At 31.9% G+C, this 22,762-nt stretch carries 21 protein-coding genes; 14 read left to right on the forward strand and 7 right to left on the reverse strand.

What is annotated here, in order from left to right; translation table 11 throughout:
• The first annotated feature begins 118 nt into the window (after window positions 1–118).
• Window positions 119–2,470 (forward strand): T9SS type B sorting domain-containing protein, encoded by a 2,352-nt coding sequence (locus RH81_RS11560; protein WP_033960502.1) that lies wholly within the window; start codon window positions 119–121, stop codon window positions 2,468–2,470.
• 43 nt (window positions 2,471–2,513) lie between these two features.
• Here RH81_RS11560 and RH81_RS11565 read toward each other — a convergent pair whose 3' ends face one another.
• Entirely contained in the window at window positions 2,514–4,508 is a 1,995-nt protein-coding gene (locus RH81_RS11565; RefSeq protein WP_033960503.1) for a DEAD/DEAH box helicase, read from the reverse strand.
• A 392-nt stretch (window positions 4,509–4,900) separates the two neighbouring features.
• Between RH81_RS11565 and RH81_RS11570 the strand changes: the two genes are divergently transcribed.
• Window positions 4,901–5,890, forward strand: a complete 990-nt coding sequence (locus tag RH81_RS11570) for a hypothetical protein (RefSeq protein ID WP_033960504.1) — start codon at window positions 4,901–4,903, stop codon at window positions 5,888–5,890.
• Between the two features lie 147 nt (window positions 5,891–6,037).
• On the opposite strand, the gene RH81_RS11575 is transcribed toward RH81_RS11570, so the two are convergent.
• Together RH81_RS11575 and RH81_RS11580 are read right to left on the reverse strand one after the other, a co-directional pair.
• Window positions 6,038–6,613, reverse strand: coding sequence for a non-canonical purine NTP diphosphatase (locus RH81_RS11575; RefSeq protein ID WP_033960505.1), 576 nt, complete (start codon window positions 6,611–6,613; stop codon window positions 6,038–6,040).
• Between the two features lie 30 nt (window positions 6,614–6,643).
• Window positions 6,644–6,991, reverse strand: coding sequence for a winged helix-turn-helix transcriptional regulator (locus RH81_RS11580; RefSeq protein WP_081988305.1), 348 nt, complete (start codon window positions 6,989–6,991; stop codon window positions 6,644–6,646).
• Window positions 6,992–7,103: 112 nt separating this feature from the next.
• On the opposite strand from RH81_RS11580, the gene nfsB reads away from it, so the two are divergent.
• From nfsB to RH81_RS11605, 5 genes are all read left to right on the forward strand, one after another.
• Window positions 7,104–7,763: an oxygen-insensitive NAD(P)H nitroreductase gene (gene nfsB / locus RH81_RS11585; RefSeq protein WP_033960507.1), complete on the forward strand. Its 660-nt coding sequence runs from the start codon at window positions 7,104–7,106 to the stop codon at window positions 7,761–7,763.
• Between the two features lie 142 nt (window positions 7,764–7,905).
• Complete coding sequence (locus RH81_RS11590) at window positions 7,906–9,546, forward strand: AMP-binding protein (protein ID WP_033960508.1); 1,641 nt, start codon at window positions 7,906–7,908, stop codon at window positions 9,544–9,546.
• Between the two features lie 106 nt (window positions 9,547–9,652).
• Window positions 9,653–9,952, forward strand: coding sequence for a ribosome hibernation-promoting factor, HPF/YfiA family (hpf, locus tag RH81_RS11595; protein WP_033960509.1), 300 nt, complete (start codon window positions 9,653–9,655; stop codon window positions 9,950–9,952).
• Window positions 9,953–10,075: 123 nt separating this feature from the next.
• Window positions 10,076–12,145: a M3 family metallopeptidase gene (locus tag RH81_RS11600; protein WP_033960512.1), complete on the forward strand. Its 2,070-nt coding sequence runs from the start codon at window positions 10,076–10,078 to the stop codon at window positions 12,143–12,145.
• Between the two features lie 5 nt (window positions 12,146–12,150).
• Window positions 12,151–12,795 (forward strand): hypothetical protein, encoded by a 645-nt coding sequence (locus RH81_RS11605; protein WP_152604829.1) that lies wholly within the window; start codon window positions 12,151–12,153, stop codon window positions 12,793–12,795.
• On the opposite strand, the gene rlmH is transcribed toward RH81_RS11605, so the two are convergent.
• On the reverse strand, window positions 12,796–13,269 hold the full coding sequence (gene rlmH, locus RH81_RS11610) for a 23S rRNA (pseudouridine(1915)-N(3))-methyltransferase RlmH (RefSeq protein WP_033960515.1): 474 nt from the start codon (window positions 13,267–13,269) through the stop codon (window positions 12,796–12,798). It abuts the gene before it with no gap.
• Window positions 13,270–13,358: 89 nt separating this feature from the next.
• On the opposite strand from rlmH, the gene nadC reads away from it, so the two are divergent.
• Window positions 13,359–14,219, forward strand: a complete 861-nt coding sequence (gene nadC / locus RH81_RS11615; RefSeq protein WP_033960516.1) for a carboxylating nicotinate-nucleotide diphosphorylase — start codon at window positions 13,359–13,361, stop codon at window positions 14,217–14,219.
• Window positions 14,220–14,226: 7 nt separating this feature from the next.
• Here nadC and RH81_RS11620 read toward each other — a convergent pair whose 3' ends face one another.
• Window positions 14,227–15,642 (reverse strand): CCA tRNA nucleotidyltransferase, encoded by a 1,416-nt coding sequence (locus RH81_RS11620; protein WP_033960517.1) that lies wholly within the window; start codon window positions 15,640–15,642, stop codon window positions 14,227–14,229.
• A 252-nt stretch (window positions 15,643–15,894) separates the two neighbouring features.
• Between RH81_RS11620 and RH81_RS11625 the strand changes: the two genes are divergently transcribed.
• From RH81_RS11625 to RH81_RS11635, 3 genes are read left to right on the forward strand one after another with little or no spacing between them, the layout of a single operon-like run.
• Window positions 15,895–16,968, forward strand: coding sequence for a DegT/DnrJ/EryC1/StrS family aminotransferase (locus RH81_RS11625; protein WP_033960518.1), 1,074 nt, complete (start codon window positions 15,895–15,897; stop codon window positions 16,966–16,968).
• Window positions 16,969–17,607, forward strand: a complete 639-nt coding sequence (locus RH81_RS11630; protein ID WP_033960519.1) for an acetyltransferase — start codon at window positions 16,969–16,971, stop codon at window positions 17,605–17,607.
• On the forward strand, window positions 17,600–18,493 hold the full coding sequence (locus tag RH81_RS11635) for a glycosyltransferase (protein ID WP_052172540.1): 894 nt from the start codon (window positions 17,600–17,602) through the stop codon (window positions 18,491–18,493). Before RH81_RS11630 ends, RH81_RS11635 begins: the two co-directional genes overlap by 8 nt.
• Here RH81_RS11635 and RH81_RS16560 read toward each other — a convergent pair.
• Window positions 18,485–19,477 (reverse strand): glycosyltransferase family 2 protein, encoded by a 993-nt coding sequence (locus RH81_RS16560; protein WP_052172541.1) that lies wholly within the window; start codon window positions 19,475–19,477, stop codon window positions 18,485–18,487. The two genes, RH81_RS11635 and RH81_RS16560, sit on opposite strands and share 9 nt — an antisense overlap.
• 71 nt (window positions 19,478–19,548) lie before the next feature.
• On the opposite strand from RH81_RS16560, the gene RH81_RS11645 reads away from it, so the two are divergent.
• Genes RH81_RS11645 through RH81_RS11655 form a run of 3 tightly spaced genes read left to right on the forward strand, consistent with a single transcriptional unit; the run spans window position 19,549 to window position 21,981 of the window.
• Complete coding sequence (locus RH81_RS11645; protein WP_033960520.1) at window positions 19,549–20,412, forward strand: hypothetical protein; 864 nt, start codon at window positions 19,549–19,551, stop codon at window positions 20,410–20,412.
• Window positions 20,413–20,417: 5 nt separating this feature from the next.
• Window positions 20,418–21,227 carry a glycosyltransferase family 2 protein gene (locus tag RH81_RS11650; RefSeq protein ID WP_033960521.1) on the forward strand — a complete coding sequence of 270 codons (810 nt, stop codon included), beginning with the start codon at window positions 20,418–20,420 and terminating at the stop codon, window positions 21,225–21,227.
• Complete coding sequence (locus tag RH81_RS11655; protein ID WP_033960522.1) at window positions 21,214–21,981, forward strand: Kdo domain containing protein; 768 nt, start codon at window positions 21,214–21,216, stop codon at window positions 21,979–21,981. Before RH81_RS11650 ends, RH81_RS11655 begins: the two co-directional genes overlap by 14 nt.
• Here the strand turns inward: RH81_RS11655 and RH81_RS11660 are convergent.
• Window positions 21,978–22,739 (reverse strand): glycosyltransferase family 2 protein, encoded by a 762-nt coding sequence (locus RH81_RS11660; protein WP_033960523.1) that lies wholly within the window; start codon window positions 22,737–22,739, stop codon window positions 21,978–21,980. The two genes, RH81_RS11655 and RH81_RS11660, sit on opposite strands and share 4 nt — an antisense overlap.
• Window positions 22,740–22,762 lie beyond the last annotated feature (23 nt).

Here is a 22,762-nt window from a genome sequence, read left to right on the forward strand (position 1 = left end):
AACTAAATGAATGCCTAATAATTTGACTTAATATTAACAAGATGTGATTCTGAAGCCTATATTTAGTGTTGTGTTAAAGTTTTGTATGCTTATTTTATTGTATATATTAAACAAAACTATGATGAGTCTAAAACCAACGTTTAGTATTATATTACTCCTATGTTGCTTAGCAGTTAACAGTTTTGCACAACAAGAAGCTGCAATATGGTATTTCGGTGATAATGCAGGTTTAGATTTTAATTCTGGAGTTCCTGTACCATTATTAGATGGTCAGATTGATACAGTTGAAGGTTGTGCCACAATTTCAGATGCCAATGGTAGTTTGTTGTTTTATACTGATGGGATTATAGTCTGGAACAGAAATCATAATGTGATGCCCAATGGTACTGGATTGTTAGGAGATCCTTCTAGTACACAATCTGGAATTATAGTACCAAAACCAAATAATACCAACGTTTATTATATTTTTACCGTTGATGATTCTGCTGGTCCAAATGGACTTAATTATTCTGAAGTTGATATGGCATTAAATGGAGGTAATGGTGATGTGACTTCTTTAAAGAATATTCAACTAGTGACACCAGTATCTGAAAAAGTGACAGCAATAGACCATGCTAATGGAATTGATTTTTGGGTAGTAACACACGAATTTAATTCAAATAACTTCACATCATACTTAATTTCTGAATCAGGAGTTACAACAACTCCAGTTATTTCCTCAGTTGGAAGTATGCATGATGGTCCAACACAAGAATCATTTGGGTATATGAAGATTTCTCCTAACGGAGAACGCTTGGCACTAGCTAAATTTGTTGCAGATGTAGATGTTGAGTTATTCGATTTTGATAATTCTACTGGAATCGTGTCTAACCCATTAGAATTACAAGGTGTGTTTTATGATAATAATGCCTCTGGAGCATATGGAATAGAGTTTTCTCCTAATAATCAACTGTTGTATGTGTCTGATGTTGATTTTGAAAATAATGTTAGTAGAGTTCATCAATTTGATATTAATCAAAATTCAGTTGTAGATATTTTAAATTCAGACACGATTCTTTATGAAGGTAATAGAATTCTTGGAGCAATTCAACTTGCTATAGATCAAAAAATGTATGTGTCTGTGGCTGAAGCATTTTTTATTGATGTTATCGAAAACCCAAATAGTATCGGGATTTCAGCTAACTATTCTTCTGAAACGGTCAGCCTTGGAGGAAGATTAGGTGTTTTTGGATTACCGCCTTTTATCCAATCCTTTTTTAATGTTGGAATTAATGTAGAAGGAATTTGTCTTGGTGAAAGTACACAATTTTCAGTTTCTGCTTCTGATGAAATTGTATCAATTTCGTGGAATTTCGGAGATGGTAATACTTCTGAAGATGAAAATCCATTACATGTGTATGCATCTCCTGGTGAATATGATGTAGTTGTAATTGTTAATTCTCTATCAGATACAACAACCTTATCAAAAACTATTGAAATTTATGATTCACCAATAGCTAACACTATAACAGATTATATTTTATGTGATGATCTTAGTTCTGACGGCTTTGAAAATTTTAATCTTTTTAGTCTGAATGATCAGATATTAAATGGACAAGTTGGAAATTTTAATATTACCTTTCATATATCTGAAGAATTTGCTAATGAAGGTACTAATATGTTACCTAGTAATTATGAAAATACGAGCAATCCTGAAAGCATTTTTGCACGGATTGAAAATGCTAATAATAGAATTTGTTATGATATTACATCATTTGAAATTTCAACGTTTCCTTTGCCTTCTATAATTGAAGAGGAGACTTATATGTTATGTGTAGGTGATTCTATTCAGTTAGAAGCAGAGGAAGGTTATAATTATTATTGGTCTACTGGAGAGGCTACTCGAATTATTACGGTTAATGAAGCTGGAATTTATACAGTTGATATTATTGATGAGAACCAAGTGCCATTTATTAGTTGTTCGAGAACTAAAACGTTCGTAATAAATGCGTCTGATATTGCAACAATTGTTAATATTCAAATTGAAGATTGGTCACTAAATAATAATATTATAAGTGTTTTTGTAGATGGCTTAGGTGATTATGAATTTTCTTTAGATAATATTACATACCAAGACAGTAATATTTTTACAGGGTTATCTCCAGATGCTTACACTGTTTATATTAGAGATAAAAATGATTGTGGTATAGTTAGTGAAGACGTATTTCTGTTATATTATCCTAAATTTTTTACACCAAATGGAGACGAATATAATCCATTTTGGCAAATTATTAACGGCTCAACAGAGCTTGATTTAGAAGTGTTAATATTTGATAGATATGGCAAACTAATTGCAGAATTCACAACGGGCTCCATTGGTTGGGATGGGAGTCATAATGGTCAAGATATGCCAGCTACAGATTATTGGTTTGCGGTTAAACGACCCAGTAATGGAAAAACATATACAGGTCATTTTACATTGAGACGTTAGTTTACTATAAAAAAAAAAGCCTTGTTTAAAACAAGGCTTTTTTTTAATCTCTACGTCTTGAACGTCTAGGTCTGTCAGATCCAGAACTACTCTCTGAACGTCTAGGTGCTCTTGAGTCTCCTCCTGAACTTTGTCTATCACTTCTATTTCCAGAACTATCGCTAGAACGTCTATCGCCTCTGTTTCCAGAATCACTTCGTCTTCCTGAACCTTCAGAAGAGCGTCTGTCAGAAGAGCGTCTGTCACTTCTGTTGCCAGAATCAGAATCACTACGTCTTCCAGATGAGCGTTTATCATCGTTGCGTCTTCGGTCACCACCACCAGAAGAGCGTCCACCATCACGACGTCCACCACCTGAGCGTCCGCTATCACGACGTCCACCACCAGATGATCGTCCACCTCGACTTCGTCCGTCACCACCTCTGTCTTCACTAACTTCAACATTGACAAATCTTCCGTCATGTTTAAAATCGGTAAAAAAGGCTAATACCTTCTCTTGAACTTCTTTTTCAGTATTAAAGAAAGAAAAACTCTCTTTTACATCAACTTTAAAGACATCATCACGACCTAACTCTAAAACTTCTTTTAAGAAATCTTTTAGTTTCATCCAATCATAACCATCTTTTCGCCCTACGTTTATAAAGTAACGTGATTCATTTTTACTTCCTCCATAACCACGACCACCACTATCGCCTTCAGAATCTCTAGAAGAACTTGGAGCATTAAGGTTTTTAGTTTTTTGGTAATAGTCAAAGAAACGAGTAAACTCAACTGAGAAGAATTTTTTAATCAATTCGTCTTTATCAGTATCTTCAAATAAATCATTTATACTCGTTAGATATTTGTCAATCTCATGATTAACTTCTGTATTGTGTATTTTATTAGCAAGTGACATCAATTGAACTTCACAAATTTCCATTCCATCAGGAATTTCTTTTTTCTCAAATTCTTTCTTGATGATGCGCTCGATACTTTTAATTTTACGCACTTCACTTTTAGAAACGATTACCATCGAAATACCAGTTTTACCAGCACGTCCTGTACGTCCAGAACGGTGTGTGTAAATTTCAGGTTCATCAGGTAATTGGTAATTGATAACGTGAGTAATATCATCAACGTCAATACCACGAGCAGCAACATCTGTTGCAACTAGCATTTGTATTTGTTTGTTTCTGAAAGACTTCATTACCATATCACGTTGATTCTGACTTAAATCTCCATGTAAAGCTCCAGCACTGTAACCATCTTCGATTAAGTTTTCGGCTACTTTTTGTGTATCACGTTTTGTGCGACAGAAAATCACAGAAAAGATATCTGGATTTGCATCAGACAAACGTTTTAAGGCTTGGTAGCGATCTCTTGCGTTTACTAAATAGTATTCGTGAGAGACTTGACTTGTGCTTTCGTTTTTATTTCCAACCGTAATTTCAATAGGGCTATCCATGAATTTTCTAGCAATGTTAGATACCTCTTTAGGCATCGTTGCAGAAAACAGCCACGTATTTTTATCATCTGGTGTATGTGATAAGATATCAGTGATATCCTCATAGAATCCCATGTTTAGCATTTCATCGGCTTCATCTAAAACTGAATATTCAATTTTAGAAATATCAACCATGTTTCTACTAATCATATCTTTCATACGACCTGGAGTAGCCACAATAATTTGTGCGCCACGTTTTACAGCTCTTGCTTGATCTTGAATACTTGCACCACCATAAATAGCGACAACATTCAGACCTTTACAATACTTTCCGTAAAGTTTAATCTCGTTGGTAATTTGTAAACAAAGTTCACGAGTAGGAGAGAGTATCAATCCTTGCGTCGTACGACTATCTACATTAATTTTTTGTAGCATCGGAAATCCGAATGCGGCAGTTTTACCTGTTCCTGTTTGCGCTAAGGCAACAAGATCGGTATCTTCTTCTAATAAAATTGGAATTGCTTTTGCTTGTACATCACTAGGGTTTTCAAATCCTAAATCGTTAATAGCTGCAATAAGGTCTTCATTAAGACCGAGTTCTTGGAATGTGCTCATTCTTTTGTTTTGTATTCGATTATGTCCTTTGGTGTTACAAAAGAAGCGAATCGACATACTAAACACTTAAACTTCTAGGTAACACATCCTCACTCTGAGGAATTTAACGTCCCGATTCTTCGGGATTTTTCAAGGTGCAAAGATAGGCTTTTATTTGGATAATCAATATTCTAGTTTATCTCCATTGGAAGTAAAGTTTAAACCCTCTGCTAAAAGCCGCTTTTTAAAATTTTCTATTTATCGTGCTTTCCCTATTTTTCTAGTTAAATCATTCTGTATAATGATATATATCATTGTGTGAATTTTACAATCCTCTTACCTTTTTAATCGGAAATAATTCCGGAAAATTTACTCAATGTTGAGTATTTAATAATAAATAAAACTTAATAACTATGAAAACTAAACAGTTTATTACAGGTATTCTTTCTATTCTTACTATTTTTTGTTTTACCATAACTTTTACAGGATGTAGTAGTGATGATGATGGAGATGGAGATGGTCCCACAACGGTAACGTACAGAGTTGCTGAAATAGTTAACACTGAAATTTCAGGTTCAAATATTTATGAAGACAAAGATCTTTATAATTATATAGATAATCGGTTAACAGAAGTTATTAATCTTGACAAAGAAAATGGAATTTGGGTGGAAGACAGAAAAACGGAATTTGAGTATAATGGTGATTGGGTGTCTTCTACCCGCTATGACAAAGATGGAGATGATTGGGTGTATCAGAATATGCAGTCATCAAATCAAATCAAAATTGTAAATGGGAAAGTTATGGAAATCCAAAACACCTATTTGAATTATGTTTATAGAGAAGTTTTTACGTACAGTGGAGATAAAATAATGAAAGTTGAGTTTTTTGAAAATGGTGAATTAGATGAAAAGTATGTCTGTACATATATTGGAGAAAACCTAGATGAAATTATTGAATACAACTACTATAACGGTATTGAAGAATTAGATCGCAAATATGAATTCTCTTATGTAAATGGAAACTTGACAGAGGTATTAAGACTGTACTATGATAACGGAGTTTGGGAAAATTCTGATAAAGATGTATACTTATATTCTGGAAATAAAGTGATTCAAATTGATGATTATGACTTTGATGATGATAATGGTATTTGGGAATTAGATGATAGCGAATATTTTAGCTATAATAGTCAAGGACTTTTAGAATCTATTTCAGAGAGTGGTGATGGATGGACAGAGGAAGAAATATACACGTATGAAGAAGGCATAGGTAATTATAGATTATTATATGGTGATGCTGGTTATTATGAAGTTTTCAATTATCCAAATGCTCAAAGAAATGGTGAGACTGTTGCAAGTCCTGATGAAAGAAAGTTTAATTTAAAACGATTCTTAATGCATTAGAATGATGTACTAAGTAAAAAATCATATTATTTTTTTTGATTGTTAAAAGCTAATTAACTACCATCAAATAAAAAAGACCTTGCAGAAATGTAAGGTCTTTTTTATTTGATGATTTTTATCTATTCAGTTTGGTGTCAAATATCTTGCTTAAATTGTATTTAGAAATTCAACCAATAACCTAACAGCTTTCCCTCGATGTCCAATGGTGTTCTTTTCATCTAACGAAATTTCAGCAAATGTTTTATTATAACCTTCAGCTTTAAAAATTGGATCATATCCAAAACCTTTATCTCCATGTTTGGTTTTAGTAATTTCGCCTTTACAAATTCCAGTAAACGTTTCTAAGTTATTATTTAGATGAAGCGCAATAACGGTTTTAAACTGTGCATTTCTATTCGGTCTTACTTCAAGATTTTGAAGTAACTTATCCATATTATCATTAGCATCTCGTAGCTCTCCAGCATAACGAGCACTAAAAACACCAGGCTCACCATTAAGCGTTTCAACTTCTAAACCTGTGTCATCAGCAAAGCAATCAAATCCATAGTGTTCTTTTATATATTCTGCTTTTTGAATGGCATTGCCTTTAATTGTTAATTGCGTTTCTGGTACGTCTTCAAAACAACCAATGTCTTTTAAACCTAATAGTTTAACATGTGAAGGAATTAAGGATTGTACTTCTTTGAGTTTATTAAGATTGTTTGTTGCGAAAACGAGCTGCATGACTATAAATATTGAAGCTTTAAAGATACTTTAATTATTTTTTTTATCTGAATAATTTTCAACTACAAAATCACCCCATTCTGCAATAGAAATCAGAATAGGAATAAGTGTTTTTCCGAAATCTGTTAAGGCATATTCAACTTTTAAAGGAGGTTTAGTCGTGTACACTTTTCTACTTATCACTCCATCTTCTTCCAGTTTTTTTAGTTGTAAACTCAACGTACGCTCAGTTACAGTTGGAATAAGTTTTCTTAATTCGTTATATCGCAATGGACTATCAATTAAATGAATCAAAATAACCGATTTCCATTTTCCTCCAATGATGCCCATTGTAACGCTTGTGCAACATGGATATTCTTTTCCTTTTACTTTATACATAACTTTTTTTGTTATAAAATGCTACTATCCTTTTAGACCGTTATTGCAAATGTAATATACTATACTTAGTTTTGCAACTATAAAAAGTATAGTATAAATAATTATTTAAAATATGAACATAATAGATACCTTAAATTGGCGATATTCTACAAAAGATTTTGACCCAACAAAAAAAATTTCCGAAGATAATGTTAAACAGTTAAAAGCATTATTAAGAATGAGTCCTTCAAGTACAAATATTCAGCCTTGGCATTTTCTAATCGCAGGTGATAAAGAAGGTAAAGAAAGAATAGCAAAAGGAGCTCAAGGCTTTTTTCATTTTAATGAGCCAAAAATATTAAATGCGTCTCATGTTGTTGTGTTTTGCTCAAGAACAAGTGCAGATGAAGACTATATGTTACATCTTTTAGATAAAGAAGAAAAAGATGGAAGATTTCCAAATGATGAAGTGAAACAAAATACGCATGGAGGTCGAAATCTTTTTGCTGATATCCATAAATATGATGTAAAAGATTTTCAACATTGGCTGGAAAAGCAAGTCTACCTAAACATTGGTAACTTCTTGCTTGGCGCTGCAACCCTTGGTATAGACGCTTTGCCTATGGAAGGCGTAGATTTAAAAGCGCTTGATGGAGAGTTTGGTTTACGAGAAAAAGGATATACTTCTGTTGCAGTTGTAGCTGTTGGATACAGAACAGATTCTGATTTTAACACAACTGACAGAACACCAAAGTCGAGGTTGTCAGAAGCCGAAATATTTACATTGTTGTAAGAAAGACTAAATAATATTTAGTTAAAAATTGATAATAGTTTAAAACACAGATTTTGGGATCTGTGTTTTTTTTGTCTTAATAAATTAAGCTTTATACTGAAAAACTTTAGTTATCTTTAGTAACTACTAACTAAATTAAAGAATGCAAGAATTTAATTCACCATTAGCCGCTTTTCTGCATTGGGAAGCCGAATCTCCAAATCATATCTTTTTAAAACAACCTATTAATGGTAAGAAAATAGAATACACATATCAAGAAGCTGGTAAAGAAGCGCGTAAAATGGCTACATATTTAAATTCTTTAGGTTTGCCAGACCGAAGTCATATCGCCTTACTTTCAAAAAATTGCGCACATTGGATTATATCAGACTTAGCAATAATGATGGCTGGTTATGTGTCTATTCCGATTTATCCAACATTGAACAGCTCATCAATGAACCAAATTTTGGTACATAGCGAATCAAAAGCTATTATTATTGGTAAGTTGGATGATTTTGCATCTCAGAAGGAAGGTATTCCAGATATTCCAAGAATTAGTGTTGGATTATTTGGCGAACAAGAAGGCATGTTATGGGAAGATATCATTGAAAAAAATCAAGCACTTAAAGAAGTTCATAAAACAGATCCAGATGCTTTACATACAATTATTTATACATCAGGAACAACTGGAACTCCCAAAGGTGTGATGCATTCTGGCAGTAATTTTATGGAGTCATCATCAACATTAGTTCGAGAGTTCACATTAGATAGTAAACCAAGGCTGTTTTCATATTTACCTTTAGCTCATGTAGCCGAACGTTTACTAAACAATGCAGGAATGGCATTAGGAGGTTCGATTACATTTGCCGAGTCTTTAGAGACATTTGCCAAAGATTTAGAAGAAGTTCAGCCCAATTTGTTTTTTGCAGTGCCAAGAATATGGACCAAATTCAGAGAGAAAATATTAGAATCTCTTCCTCAGAAGAAACTTAATTTATTATTAAAAATCCCAATACTAAACGGCATAATAAAAAATAAACTGAAACATAAGTTAGGTTTAAAGGAGGCTGTTTTTATTGCCTCAGCGGCTGCGCCAATTTCTTCTGAAATAGTAAGATGGTATTTAAAGTTAGGGATAACTATTTATCAAGGTTACGGAATGACAGAAGATTGTTGTGTATCTCATTTTAATAAACCAGGAGCAAATAAAATTGGTTCTGTAGGTAAAACATTTGATAATGTAAAAGCAAAATTGTCACCCGAAGGTGAGATTTGTATCAAGAATAAATGCTTGATGAAAGGTTATTATAAAGCGCCAGAATTAACAGCAGAAGTTTTTGATGATGAAGGTTATTTAAAAACTGGCGATATGGGAGAATTTGATCACGATGGATTTTTGAGTATTGTTGGTCGTGTAAAAGATCAATTTAAAACCGATAAAGGCAAATACATTTCACCATCACACATTGAGTTATTAATGTGTGGTAATACAGATATTGAACAGATTTGTATTGTTGGTACTGGAATTCCTCAACCTATCGCTTTAATCACCTTATCTGAACTCGGAAAAGCAAAGTCTAAAGAAGATGTCTCAAGTTCATTGCTAGCAAGTGCAACCGGAATTAATCCAACGCTTGAAAAACATGAGCGAATCGAAAAAATAGTTATTATGAAAGAAGATTGGAATGTTGCTAATGGTTTAGCGACACCAAGTTTGAAAGTGAAACGAAACAGTATTGAGAAAATTCATCAGGAGTTTTATCCATCATGGTTTAAAACTACTGAAAAGGTGATTTTTGAATAGATTTTCAATCCGTAAAATTTATCAATACTTTATGACTTTTGTCAGTTAAATTTTATTTTCAATTTTGTAAATTTATGTATTGAAATTAACTAAAACAAGACCGATTATGGATGTAAACATTAGATATGTCGATGTAGATATAAGTGACACACTGAACACTTTTACAAAAGAAAAATTAAATAAATTATTTGTCAGATATGATTTTCTAATTGGAGCGGCAGTCCGATTCAAACAAGATGAACACAGTCATACAAAAGGTAAAATATGTGATATAGAATTAAGTTTACCTGGACCACGAATATTTGCTACTTCAGACGAAGCAAAACATGAAGTCGCTGTTAGAAAAACTATTAGCGATTTAGAAAAACAACTTAAAAGGCGAAAAGAAGTTTTTAAGACGCATTAACTCTTTAAATTTTTCGCAAACTGGCCTTATGAAATTCGAAAGCATTTTATGAGGCTTTTTTGTGCATTAAAGAATTAGTGAGTTTTGAATGTTATATTTGTAGATACTTAAATTTCTCTTCAAATGAAAAAACTAGCCCTTGTAATTGTATTATTATCACTTATGAATTGTTCAGAAAAAGAAATCGAAAAAATTGCTGTTGAGTTACCAAAAGATAACCCGTTTAATGTTGCTTTAAATGAATCTTTTGATTACGCTAAAGTTACAGGAGAATCTATAGAATCCTACGTAGATTATGAAATAGAACAAGCAGTGCAAACGATTGAAGTTATAAAAAGTCAATCAACGCCATCATTAGAAAATACATTTCTTCCATTTGATGCTGTATACAATAAATTAAGTCAAGCTGGCAGCAATTCATTTATGTTGTATTGGACGTCTACAGATTCTATAACTAGAGTAAAAGGGATAGAGTATTCTCAAAAAGTAGATTCTATAAGCACAGCGATTTCATCAGATAAAGAATTGTTCAAACAGTTTGAAACTTTTGCAGCTTCTGAAGCCTATTCTAAATTAAATAATAGACGACAACGATTTGTTGACGATATCATTGATAATTTCAAACAATCTGGAATTAATTTAGCTGATGATAAATTGGATAAGGTTAAAACCTTAAAAGCCGAAATTTCAGATTTGACGTCTCAGTATTCAATAAATATGAATACAGCTAATTCAGTATTAACACTAGATGAAGCTGGAGCTGACGGACTTCCAGAGAGTCTTAAAGAGAAATATAAGACTGAAAATAGCACTTATGAAATTCCTGCTCAACCTTCAACTAGAGGGCCAGTTATGGATAATGCGACAAATCCAGAAACTAGAAAAGCATACCAAATGCTGTATTCTAATAGAGGTGCTGATAAAAATTTAGAGATTTTAAATCAGTTGGTTAAAAAACGTTATCAACTTGGACAGTTAATGGGTTACAAATCTTATGCGGAATATAATTTAGTTCCTAAAATGGCTAAAAACCCAGAGACAGTATGGAAATTTGTTAATGACCTGATAGCAGAATCTAAAGAAAAGGCCATTCAAGATATAGAGGTGTTAAAAACGGCTAGAAAGAAGTTGGATAATATCAGTATTGATGAAGATTTAAATGCTTGGGATTTAGCATATTATAAAAATCAGATATTAAAAACCGAATACCAAGTAGATGCCGAAAAAATACGTGAGTATTTACCAATGAGTGCATGTCTTTCAGGAATGTTTGAGTTATATCAAGAATTATTAGATGTAGAATTCAAAAAAATAGAAAATGCTTCGGTTTGGCATGAAGATGTTTTAGCGTATGAAGTGTTTGAAAATGATAAATTAAAAGGACGTTTCTTTCTGGATTTGTACCCAAGGCCAAATAAAGAAACATGGTTTTATGCTGTGCCTTTATCTTCCGGAAAACAAATGGAAGATGGTTATGAAGTTCCAGTATCTATGCTCTTGGGTAATTTTACAAAGGGAACTGATGAGTTGCCTTCCATGATTACTCATGGTGAATTAAGCACTTTATTTCATGAGTTCGGACACATTATGGACAAGATGTCTTATGAAGGAGAATACAGCATGCAATCTGACACAAAAAGGGATTTTGTTGAGGCAATGTCACAGATTTTCGAAAATTGGATTTGGGATTATGATGTCTTAAGTACGTTTGCAAAGCACTATGAAACAGGTGAAGTATTGCCAAAAGAATTATTTAATAGCATGGTGAATGCTAAAAATGTATCATCAGGTATTTCTGCTCAAGGGTCATTAAGAAACTGTATTTACGATATGAATTTATATGATAAATACAATCCAGAGCAACCAATAGATACAGATCAGTTATGGCGTGATGTAGATAACCAATTGGGCGTTATGGATTGGTATGTTGAAGGAACTCATCCTCAAGCTTGTTGGATTCATATCAATACACATCCAGTTTATTACTATGGTTATTTATGGTCTGAAGTTTATGCTCAAGACATGTTTACTGTATTTGAAAAGAATGGATTACGCAATCAAGAAACTGGTGTGAGATACAGAAAATTAATTCTTGCTAATGGAAGTCAAAGAACCGTTGATGAGGCTGTTGAAGAATTTCTAGGTCGACCAATGAATAACAAAGCCTACGTTAAAAGTCTTGGGCTAGAATAATAATTATGAAGTACACGAAGTACATATTTATTTTTTGTTCTTTTTTGTTCTTGTCAAATTTCAAGAGTTCTAAAGACTATGAATTCGATTACATTATTGAGTACAAATCACTGTTAAGTGGCAAAGAGGATAAATCTATTTTTTACCTGACAAATTCTAAAGACAATTCTTATTATGGTAAATTTTCAAGTGAAGATGATACAAATTATAGAATTAGTTTTTTTAAGCCAGGAAGCGTTCGAAGTCATGCAACTGTAAACAAGCAAGATTTTTTTAAAGCTGAGACTATTTTGATTGAAGCTAATGTTTTCAAAAAAGATTATAATTCAAAAGCCAATAATAATGATTACTTTGAAAATCTTAGGGATACTTTAATAAATGAAGCTTCTTTTAAAAGATATGTTTTTAAATCAGTACATGTTAATCCTATGAATTTAGATATTTACTACACTGTTGAGCCTAAAACTGAATTTCATTTACCATTACTGTCTTTTGGAGGTGCTTATCAAGTATGGAAATCAGAAAAAAATATTCCAAATGGTATTTTGAAGGAGTATTATTTTTTTAATGAGGATAATAACATTGTTGAAGCACATTATAAACTAGTTGGTTATCAACCTTACAAAAAGACGATAAGAGTAAAGTATTAATCATCTATGATGATAAGGCTCATTTCGTAAAATAGTAAAGCCACGATACAATTGCTCAATCACAAACAAACGAATCATTTGATGGGAAAAAGTCATTTTAGATAATGACAGTTTTCCATTTGCTTTTTTATACACGTCTGGTGAGAACCCATAAGGTCCACCAATCACAAATACCAATCGTTTAATACCCGAATTCATGTGCTTTTGTAAATAATTTGAAAAGGCAACCGAATCTAATTCTTTTCCGTTTTCATCCAATAAAATCAAAACATCTGTAGGATTCAGTTTGTTTAAAATGAGTTCACCTTCCTTTTGTTTTTGTTGGTCTTCACTAAGGTTTTTTGCTTTTTTGAGATCTGGAATAATCTCAAATTCAAATTTCACATAAAAACCTAAACGCTTTTGATAGTCATCAATAAGAGCCTGTAATTGCTTATTATCAGTTTTGCCAATGGCAAGAAGTTTAATTGTCATGCTTCAAAGTTATACTTTTTTAGAATTTGGAATTTGTTTTTTGAAACTTTTTAAGTTGCAATTACTATTTTTACATTAAATACATTCATATGATTTCTCAAGAACAATTCAACATAGAAGTAGACCTCATTATTACAAATGCGATAAGAGAAGATGTAGGTGATGGAGATCACAGTTCTTTAGCTTGTATTCCAGCAACAGCAAAAGGTAAGGCCAAACTTTTAGTGAAAGATGAAGGCATTATTGCTGGTGTAGAATTCGCAAAGCAAGTATTTGCTTATGTCGATAAAGATATGAAAGTTGAAACCTTGATTGAGGATGGAAGTCCTGTAAAGTATGGAGATATTGTGTTTTATGTAGAAGGTGCTTCGCAATCTATTTTGAAGGCTGAACGTTTGGTTTTAAATGCGATGCAACGTATGAGTGCGATTGCGACAAAAACAAAGCAGTTTGTTGATTTATTAGAAGGTACTGGAACCAAAATTCTGGATACTAGAAAAACAACACCTGGACTTAGAGCTCTAGAAAAATGGGCTGTAAAAATTGGAGGAGGAGAGAACCATAGGTTTGCATTGTATGATATGATAATGTTGAAAGACAATCATATTGACTTTTCTGGAGGAATAACAAAAGCAATTAATAAAACAAAGCAATACTTAAAAGACACCAATCGTGATTTAAAGATTATTGTTGAAGCAAGAGATCTTGATGAAATAAAGCAAATCCTTGAAGTTGGAGGTGTGTATCGAATTTTGATAGACAACTTCAATTATGAAGATACTCGAACAGCTGTTAAGATTATTGGTGATCAATGTTTAACTGAGTCTTCAGGAGGTATTAACGAAAAAACCATTAGAAAATATGCCGAATGTGGTGTGGATTATATTTCTTCAGGAGCTTTGACACACTCTGTGTACAATAAAGATTTAAGTTTAAAAGCAGTAGACTAAAAAGAGGTTAACTTGTTGTAAGTCCTAAACGTTTCCCTTCTTTAATCATTAATTCATGAGCAGCTTCATATTCATTAGGAATATCACCTTCGAGAATAGCTTCTTTAATCAATTCTTTTATGTGTCCGATTTCACGAGAAGGCTTGATATTAAAAGCTTTCATGATATCTTCACCTGAGATTGGTGGTTGAAAATTACGTATTTGATCACGTGCCTCAACTTCATCAATTTTTTGACGGACAATCTTAAAATTATTATGATACTTCTGAAATTTATTTGGATTCTTAGTCGTAATATCTGCTTCGCAAAGCGTCATTAAATCTTCGACATAATCACCAGCATCAAAAACCAAACGCCTAACAGCCGAATCAGTAACAAGGTCTTGAGCTAAAACAATAGGTCTCGAACTCATAAAAACCATTTTTTGAACAAATTTCATTTTTTCATTCAATGGCATTTTTAACTTTTTGAATAAATGGTATACCATTTTAGCACCTTCAAATTCGTGTGCATGGAATGTCCAACCTACTTTTTTACTAAACTTTTTAGTAGGTGCTTTTCCGATATCATGGAGTAGTGCAGCCCAACGCAACCAAAGATTGTCTGTGTGCTTTGAAATATTATCTACAACTTCTAAAGTGTGGTAAAAGTTGTCTTTATGTTTTTGTCCTTCAATTTCATCTATACCTTTTAAAGCAGTTATTTCAGGTAAGATATGGTCTAATAAACCTGTTTTTTCAAGCAATAAGAAACCTACAGAAGGTACATCGCTTTCTAGAATCTTATTTAGTTCTACAACTATACGTTCCTTAGTAATGATTTTAATTCGATCTTTATTTCTTGTAATTGACTCCAATGATTTTGCTTCAATAACAAATCCAAGTTGTGTCGCAAATCGGATGGCTCTCATCATTCGCAAAGGATCATCACTATACGTTATATCTGGATCTAGAGGTGTACGAATGATTTTGTTCTGTAAGTCTTCAACACCATTAAAAGGATCTAATAAGGCACCAAAATTATCTTCACTCAAATCCAGAGCTAAAGCATTTATTGTGAAGTCTCTTCGGTTTTGGTCATCTTCAAGAGTTCCGTTTTCAACAACAGGATTTCTACTGTCTTCATTATAACTTTCCTTTCGAGCACCTACAAACTCAATATCCATATCTTCAAAAGGAAGCATAGCCGTTCCGTAAGTTTTAAATACCTGTACTTTTGGTTTGTTAGGCAAGTTTTTCGAGACTTGTTTGGCAAGTGTGATTCCACTACCAACAGCAACAATGTCAATGTCTTTATGTAATCCTCGATTTAAAATATGATCACGTACAAAGCCACCAATCACATATGAATCAAGTTCAAGCTCGCGAGCAGAATCAGATATGATTTTAAAAATAGTGTTGTGTAAGGCGTTTTTGTAATTCATTACTTCAATTTCAAATGCTTCGAGATGAATTTAATTACTTTTTTAAAAAGTAAATAAAAGTTTGTTTCAGTTGACAAATCTACAACATAGTCGACTTCTAATAAAATGTCTTTATGTTTATTTTATGGACAAATTCAAGTATTGATTGCATTATTCCTATCTTGTTTGCCAATGATTTTTAATATAAATTGTGCAACACACTTAAACATTTTATATTTGTTTTTATATTTTTAAATTCATCAACTTTTCTTAATGATTAACGTAACAAAATCTTTCCTTCCAAATCAAGCAGAGTATAATGCCATTTTAAAAACATCTTGGGATAAAGCTTGGATCACCAATAGAGGTCCTTTGGTAAAGGAGTTGGAACAAAAGATTAAAGATAAGTTTGATATCAGTCATGTTATAGCGACTACAAATGGAACATTGCCACTTCAAATAGCTATAAAAGCTTTAGAACTTAAGGGTGAAATAATAACCACACCGTTTAGCTATATAGCAACGGCTTCTAGTATCGCTTGGGAATCATGTACACCGATTTTCGCTGATATTGAGGCAGATAGTTTCAATATTGATCCCAAAGAAATTGAAGCTAATATTACTGAAAAAACAACTGCAATTATTGCAACACATGTATTTGGGAATCCTTGCAATTTAGAAGCGATACAGAGCATTGCAGAAAAATATAATTTGAAAGTTATTTATGATGCAGCTCATGCTTTTGGTGTAATTTATAAAGGAACTTCTATTTTTGAATATGGAGATGTGAGTACATGTAGTTTTCATGCGACAAAAATTTTCCATACAGGAGAAGGTGGAGCATTGTTTACAAAAGACCAAGAGCTTTATGATGCTTTGTATTACCATCATAATTTTGGTCATGATGGACCGGAAAATTTTCATGGTTTAGGAATCAATGCTAAAATGAGCGAATTTCAGGCAGCAATGGGTTTAACTGTATTTCCATATTTTGATGATATTATTGCAAGACGGGAATTACTTTATAAATTATACTTAAGTAAACTGAATTCAGAAAATTTGCAATTTCAGAGGATCATAAATGATTCAGAATATAACTACGCTTATTTTCCTTTAGTATTTGAATCAGAATCACAATTAAACACAGTGAAAGAGGCCTTGAATGATAATCAAATTTTTCCTAGACGTTACTTTTATCCATCTTTAAACACCATTGATTATTTAAAAGGTGAGTCAATGAAAGTTTCTGAATCTATTTCAAAACGTATTTTGTGTTTGCCTCTCTACTATGATTTGACCGAGACTGATGTAAATAAAATAAGTGATATTATTATAAAATATATATAAATGATAATTATAGGAGCTAAAGGCTATGCAAAGGAAGTTTTAGAAGTTGTAGTTTCAGATCTTAAAGCTGATAATATAGCGTTTTTTGATAATGTAACTAATCCATGTCCTGATCAATTATATGATAAATATAAAATTTTAAGGTCAGAGAACGAAGCGAAAACATTTATTAAGAAAACTGAAGATAAGGATGTAGTGATTGGAGTAGGCTTACCAATAATAAGAAAAAAAATGTATGATTTCTTTTCGAATTTAGGTGCTAATCCAAAAACAATAATTGCTAAAGACACTTCTATTGGGAGTTTTGATGTAAGTATTGGAAATGGTACAACTATAATGCAAGGCGTTAGAATTACTAATAGTGTAAATGTCGGAAAGGCTTGTTTAATCAATTTGAATTGCACCATTGGTCATGATACAACCATAGGAGACTTTGTTGAATTATCACCTAATGTAAATATTTCTGGAAGGTGCGAAATAGGAGATTTAACAAGTATTGGAACTAATGCCATTATAATTCCGGATATTACTATTGGACGTAATTGCATAATTGGAGCGGGAACCTTGGTAATAAAAGATGTTCCTGATAATAGTGTAGTAGTTGGAGTACCAGGTAAAATTATAAAGACAAATGAGTAAACCTTTAGTTTCTGTTGTAATAATCACCTATAATCATGAAGAGTTTATTAAACAAACTCTAGATAGTATCCTTTCCCAAAAAACAAATTTTGATTTTGAAGTTGTTGTAGGCGAAGACAAAAGTCCAGACAATACACTTGAGGTTTGTAAGACTTATGGAGATAAAATCAACCTGATTTATGGCGAAGAAAATATTGGGATGATTCCTAATTTTATCAGAACCCTTAAAGCAGCTAATGGAAAATATTTTGCAGTTTGTGAAGGTGACGATTATTGGATTGATCCGTTGAAACTTCAAAAGCAAGTTGATTTTTTAGAAGCTAATCCAGACTATGTGATTTGTTGGACTGATTACAATATTTTAAACGATAATGGTGAAATCACAAAGACCGATTTTGGTTATACTAAAGACGTGATTGATATAGATTATAATAATCTGTTTAGACCATATTCTACCTATACATTAACTTCAATGTTTAAACGAGAAGCTTTCGATTTAGAGCTCTATCAGACCTTGAAATACTATAAAGATAATTCGTTGTATGTTTTGCTATTAAGGGAAGGAAAAGGTGTCTTTTTAAACTTTGTGTCTTCTGTCTATCGAGTTCATGAAGGTGGAATATATTCGTTAACATCAAATTACCAGAAAAGATATACGTCCTACTTAAACCTTAAGGAAATAATGGATGCCGTTCCAGAATCTCATACTAAAAACATGAAACGCGTATTAAATTCATTAGGTAATGCAACTGCTTTCGGACTTCTTAAACTTAAACAAAAAGGAGAAAAATTAAGCGAAGATCAACTAACGTTTATGAATGATTATTTTAAAAACGGGAATTTAAAAACCAAATTGAAATATTTCAAAAGACGTTTCTTAAAGTAAACTTTTAAAAAAGAGTGCCATTTTATCTATAAATGGAATTTGACCAAAATATCCGGACTCATTTTTTAAATAGCTATAAAACTTTTTATTGTAAGAGCTAGAATTTCTAATGGTTCTGATAATGACAGTATCAATATGCTTATTGAAAATCTCTAGGTTGTAATATTTAGTTTCTGAATTTCTTGATTTCAAATCTTTTGATGCTTCAATAACAGAAATAACTTGTTCTGGAGCGAGGTTTCGTTTTAAAGAGACAGCATATAAATAATTGTCAAGGTTTGTATTGGTTTCGTTAATACCAAAATGAAGCAATTGCTTTTTCTTTATTAATACATTAGCCTTTTTAAGATTTTCTTCTTTTGTCTGACTAATATTATTAGGATGCCATCTGTAGTTGAGCAACGATTCAGGAATATTATAAAAATCAGTAACTTGAATTACCTGACTCCATAGTCCGTAATCTTCAGCAGGAACATATTGATGTTCAAACTTAAAATCCTTAATTGCAGACTTTCTAAACATAACTGTTGGATTACCAATACCACAACTACTTAAAAACTGTACTTTTAAATTTTCTGGATTAACTGAATGTTTAATTAGTTTTTGTTTATCACCAAAAAAAGTTAACCAGGTTCCACAGACACCAATATTTGGATTGTTCTTAAAAACAGCTAATTGCTTTTCAAATCGTGTTGGTAACGCAATGTCATCAGCATCCATTAGTGCGATAAACTCAGTATGAGCTCTTTCTATACCTTCATTTCTTAAATTAGCGGGACCTTCGTTTTCAGTTTTATTGATAACTTCAACACGGTTGTCTTTTTTTTGATATGTGTCTAATATTTCTGGTGTGCTATCTGATGAATTATCGTTTAAAACCAATAGTTTGAAATCTGCAAAAGTCTGGTTAAGAATACTATCAATAGCTTCTTTCAGATACTTTTCGCCATTATAAACTGGCATGATTACAGTTAAAGAATTCATTGGTTTATGTTTTTCAATAGCAAAAGTAAGTATTTATAAAGCTTAACATTATATTTGTAAAAATTATTTTTGTGGGTAAAATACAAGTAGGCTTCCTGGTATCTTATGACTTTAATTTGCTAAAGAACGCAATTCCTAGAGTTTATAAAGATGCTGACACCATTTTTTTAGCGATAGATAAGAATAGAATGACCTGGAATGGTGCTCCGTTTACTATTGATGATTCTTTTTTTGAATGGATAAAAGCGTTCGACACTGACGGTAAAATTGTTATTTATGAAGATGATTTTTATGTTCCAGAATTGTCAACAATGGAGTGTGAGGTGAGAGAACGAAAAATGCTTTCTGATAAAATGGGAATAGGAAATTGGCTCGTACAATTAGATGCAGATGAATACTTTATTGATTTTAAAAGTTTTGTAGATTTTTTGAAATCAAAAAAACACTTATTGAAAAATCCAGAAAAAACTCCCGTAGAAGTTTCTCCCTTTTTGGTTAATATTTATAAAAAACTGGAAGGAGGTGTTCTTGTAGTAGATAAAGCAACTAAAATTAGAGCAGCAACCAACTATCCAGATTACAAAGTTGGTAGAAAAACAAAACATAAAACGGTATATCATAATTCTTTGATTTTACATGAATGTTTATCAAGAACAAGAGAAGAACTTGAGTTTAAACTTGATAATTGGGGACATGATGTAGATATTAATAAAAAAGAGTTTTTGGAGAAGTGGGAGTCTGTAAATGAAACTAATTACAACACAATGCAAGATTTCTTTTATTTAGAACCATCAAGTTGGAAAAACCTAAAGTATTTAAAAGGAATTACTGTGGAAGAATTATCAAAAAGTGTAAAAGATGAAGGGATGTATCATTCTGCTTTATATGTGTTCTTTAAAAATTTTGGTCAATCGTTTAAATATCTTTTTAAGTAAGGGAAATGGATAAGGTGAATGTAAGCTTAATTATTACAACATATAACTGGCCAAAAGCGTTGGAGTTGGTTTTATTGAGCATTTCAAAGCAAAATGTATTGCCATATGAAGTGTTGGTGGCAGATGATGGGTCTACAGAAGACACACTCCAATTGGTTAGGAAGTTTCAAGAAAACTTCCCTGTACCTTTGATTCATATATGGCATGAAGATGATGGTTTTAGAAGGTCAGCTGTGTTAAATTTAGCTATTTCTAAGGCAAAAGGAGATTATATTATGCAGTTGGATGGAGACTGTATTGTGCATAAAAACTTTGTTGGAGATCATGTCGGTAGTGTTGAGAAAAACACATATCTCTATGGGTCTCGAGTAAATATTCAGGAATCTTTTCTAGAGACACTATTCGATCAAAAGAGAATAGGGTTTTCTTTTTTTTCTAAAGGAATTAAAAAAAGAGGAAGAACTATTCATTTGCCTTTTTTTGGTAGGATATTGTATAAAAAGAACAATGAGCTGTCTAGGAAATTACGAGGTTGTAACTTGTCTTATTGGAAAGCTGATTTTATAGCTGTTAACGGGTATAATGAAGATATGACTGGTTGGGGTAGAGAAGATTCAGAACTGATTATAAGAATGATGAATAAAGGGGTTGCAGGAAAACGATTAAAATATCAGGCTATTATATATCATATATGGCATAAAGAGAGTTCAAAGCAAAAATTAACTATTAATGATGCCATACAGAAAGATGCAATTAAGAATAAAACTGTTTGGTGTGATAATGGGGTTAATAAATATTTAAGTGAAAAGAACTAAAAGCATACATAAAGATTATAAAGTACACGAAGCTTTTTTTGATGATATCATTTCAAATTTTGATTCTAAAGGCGAGCATTTTGGTAATCAAGATAGAAATTCACTTAAACTATTTGATTTAAATGGAAAGACGGTTAATGTGAAATCTTTTCGTGTTCCTAATTTTATCAATCAAGTTGCCTATAGATTCTTTAGAAAAAGTAAAGCACAGCGTTCATTTGAATATGGTAATTGGCTTAAGAGTTTAAATATTGGTACACCACAACCTTTGGCTTATTACGAATACAAATCGCTTTTGCTTTTCAAAAAAAGCTATTATATCAGTGAACAACAGGACTGTGATTTAACATATCGTGAGTTAACTACCGATTTTAATTATCCTGATTATGATAATATTCTAAGAGCTTTTACTAGATTCACATATAAGTTGCATGAAAAGGATGTTCATTTTTTAGATCATTCTCCAGGAAACACTTTGATTAAAAAAACTGGCGACAGCTATGAGTTTTATTTAGTGGACTTAAATAGAATGGAGTTTAAAGACTTAGATTTTGAAACTCGAATTAAGAACTTCTCAAAACTTACGACTCATAAACCTATGATTGAAACCATGAGTGACGAATATGCAAAATGTTCTGGTGAAGATTATAACAAGGTGTTTAATTTAATGTGGTCTTACACAGAAGCATTTCAGAATAGATATCATAGAAAAAGAAGACTCAAAAACAAACTCAAGTTTTGGAAGAAGTCTTAGAACTCTTTATTCCTATAAAGTTTTTTGAGTTTGGTGTATTTTAAATAAGTAATATTTGCCGTTTGAGCACTAATTACAAACCCATTTTTACCATCTAAAAATCCAAATCTTAAAATGTAAGCTTTAAAAAAAGCCCAAATTGGATTCCATACAATTTTATATAATGGTGCTTTTTCCCCTTTATCATAATAAGCTTGAGCCGAAATGGTAGAAAAGTATTCCGTTTTCTGATTAAATTCTGGATAACTTTGATAGGTCCAATGTAAGATGTCGCCTTTAAGTCTAGACGTTTTTCGGTTGTCTTTTAATTTGATTTCATCATGTGGATTTATACCTTCCCAATGCGCAACACATCTATCAAAAACGCGTAGTTTTTTATTTGGATACCAATCAGAATGCTTTATCCATTGTCCGCAAAAATTATTAAAACGATTACAGTAATAACCATCAAACTGCCAATTAGACTTAAGTTCAATAATTGAATTCTGAAGTGTTTCTGATAAGGCTTCATCACCATCTAACGATACAATAAAATCGTTTGAAGCTTGTTTTAATGCAAAGTTTTTTTGTTCAATGTAGCCAAGAAACTCTTGTTCAATAAACGTAACATTGTATTTTAAACAAATCTGTTTAGTGTTATCTGTGGAAAATGAATCCACAACAATAATTTCATCAACTAGATTAACGAGAGATTGCAAACACCTTTCAATGTTTTTGTCTTCATTAAACGTAATAATAACACCTGAGAGTTTAATCATTCTACATTCATCTTAATTTGGCA

Origin of the sequence: Psychroserpens jangbogonensis (assembly GCF_000797465.1) — a bacterium.
GTDB classification, from domain to species: Bacteria; Bacteroidota; Bacteroidia; order Flavobacteriales; family Flavobacteriaceae; genus Psychroserpens; species Psychroserpens jangbogonensis.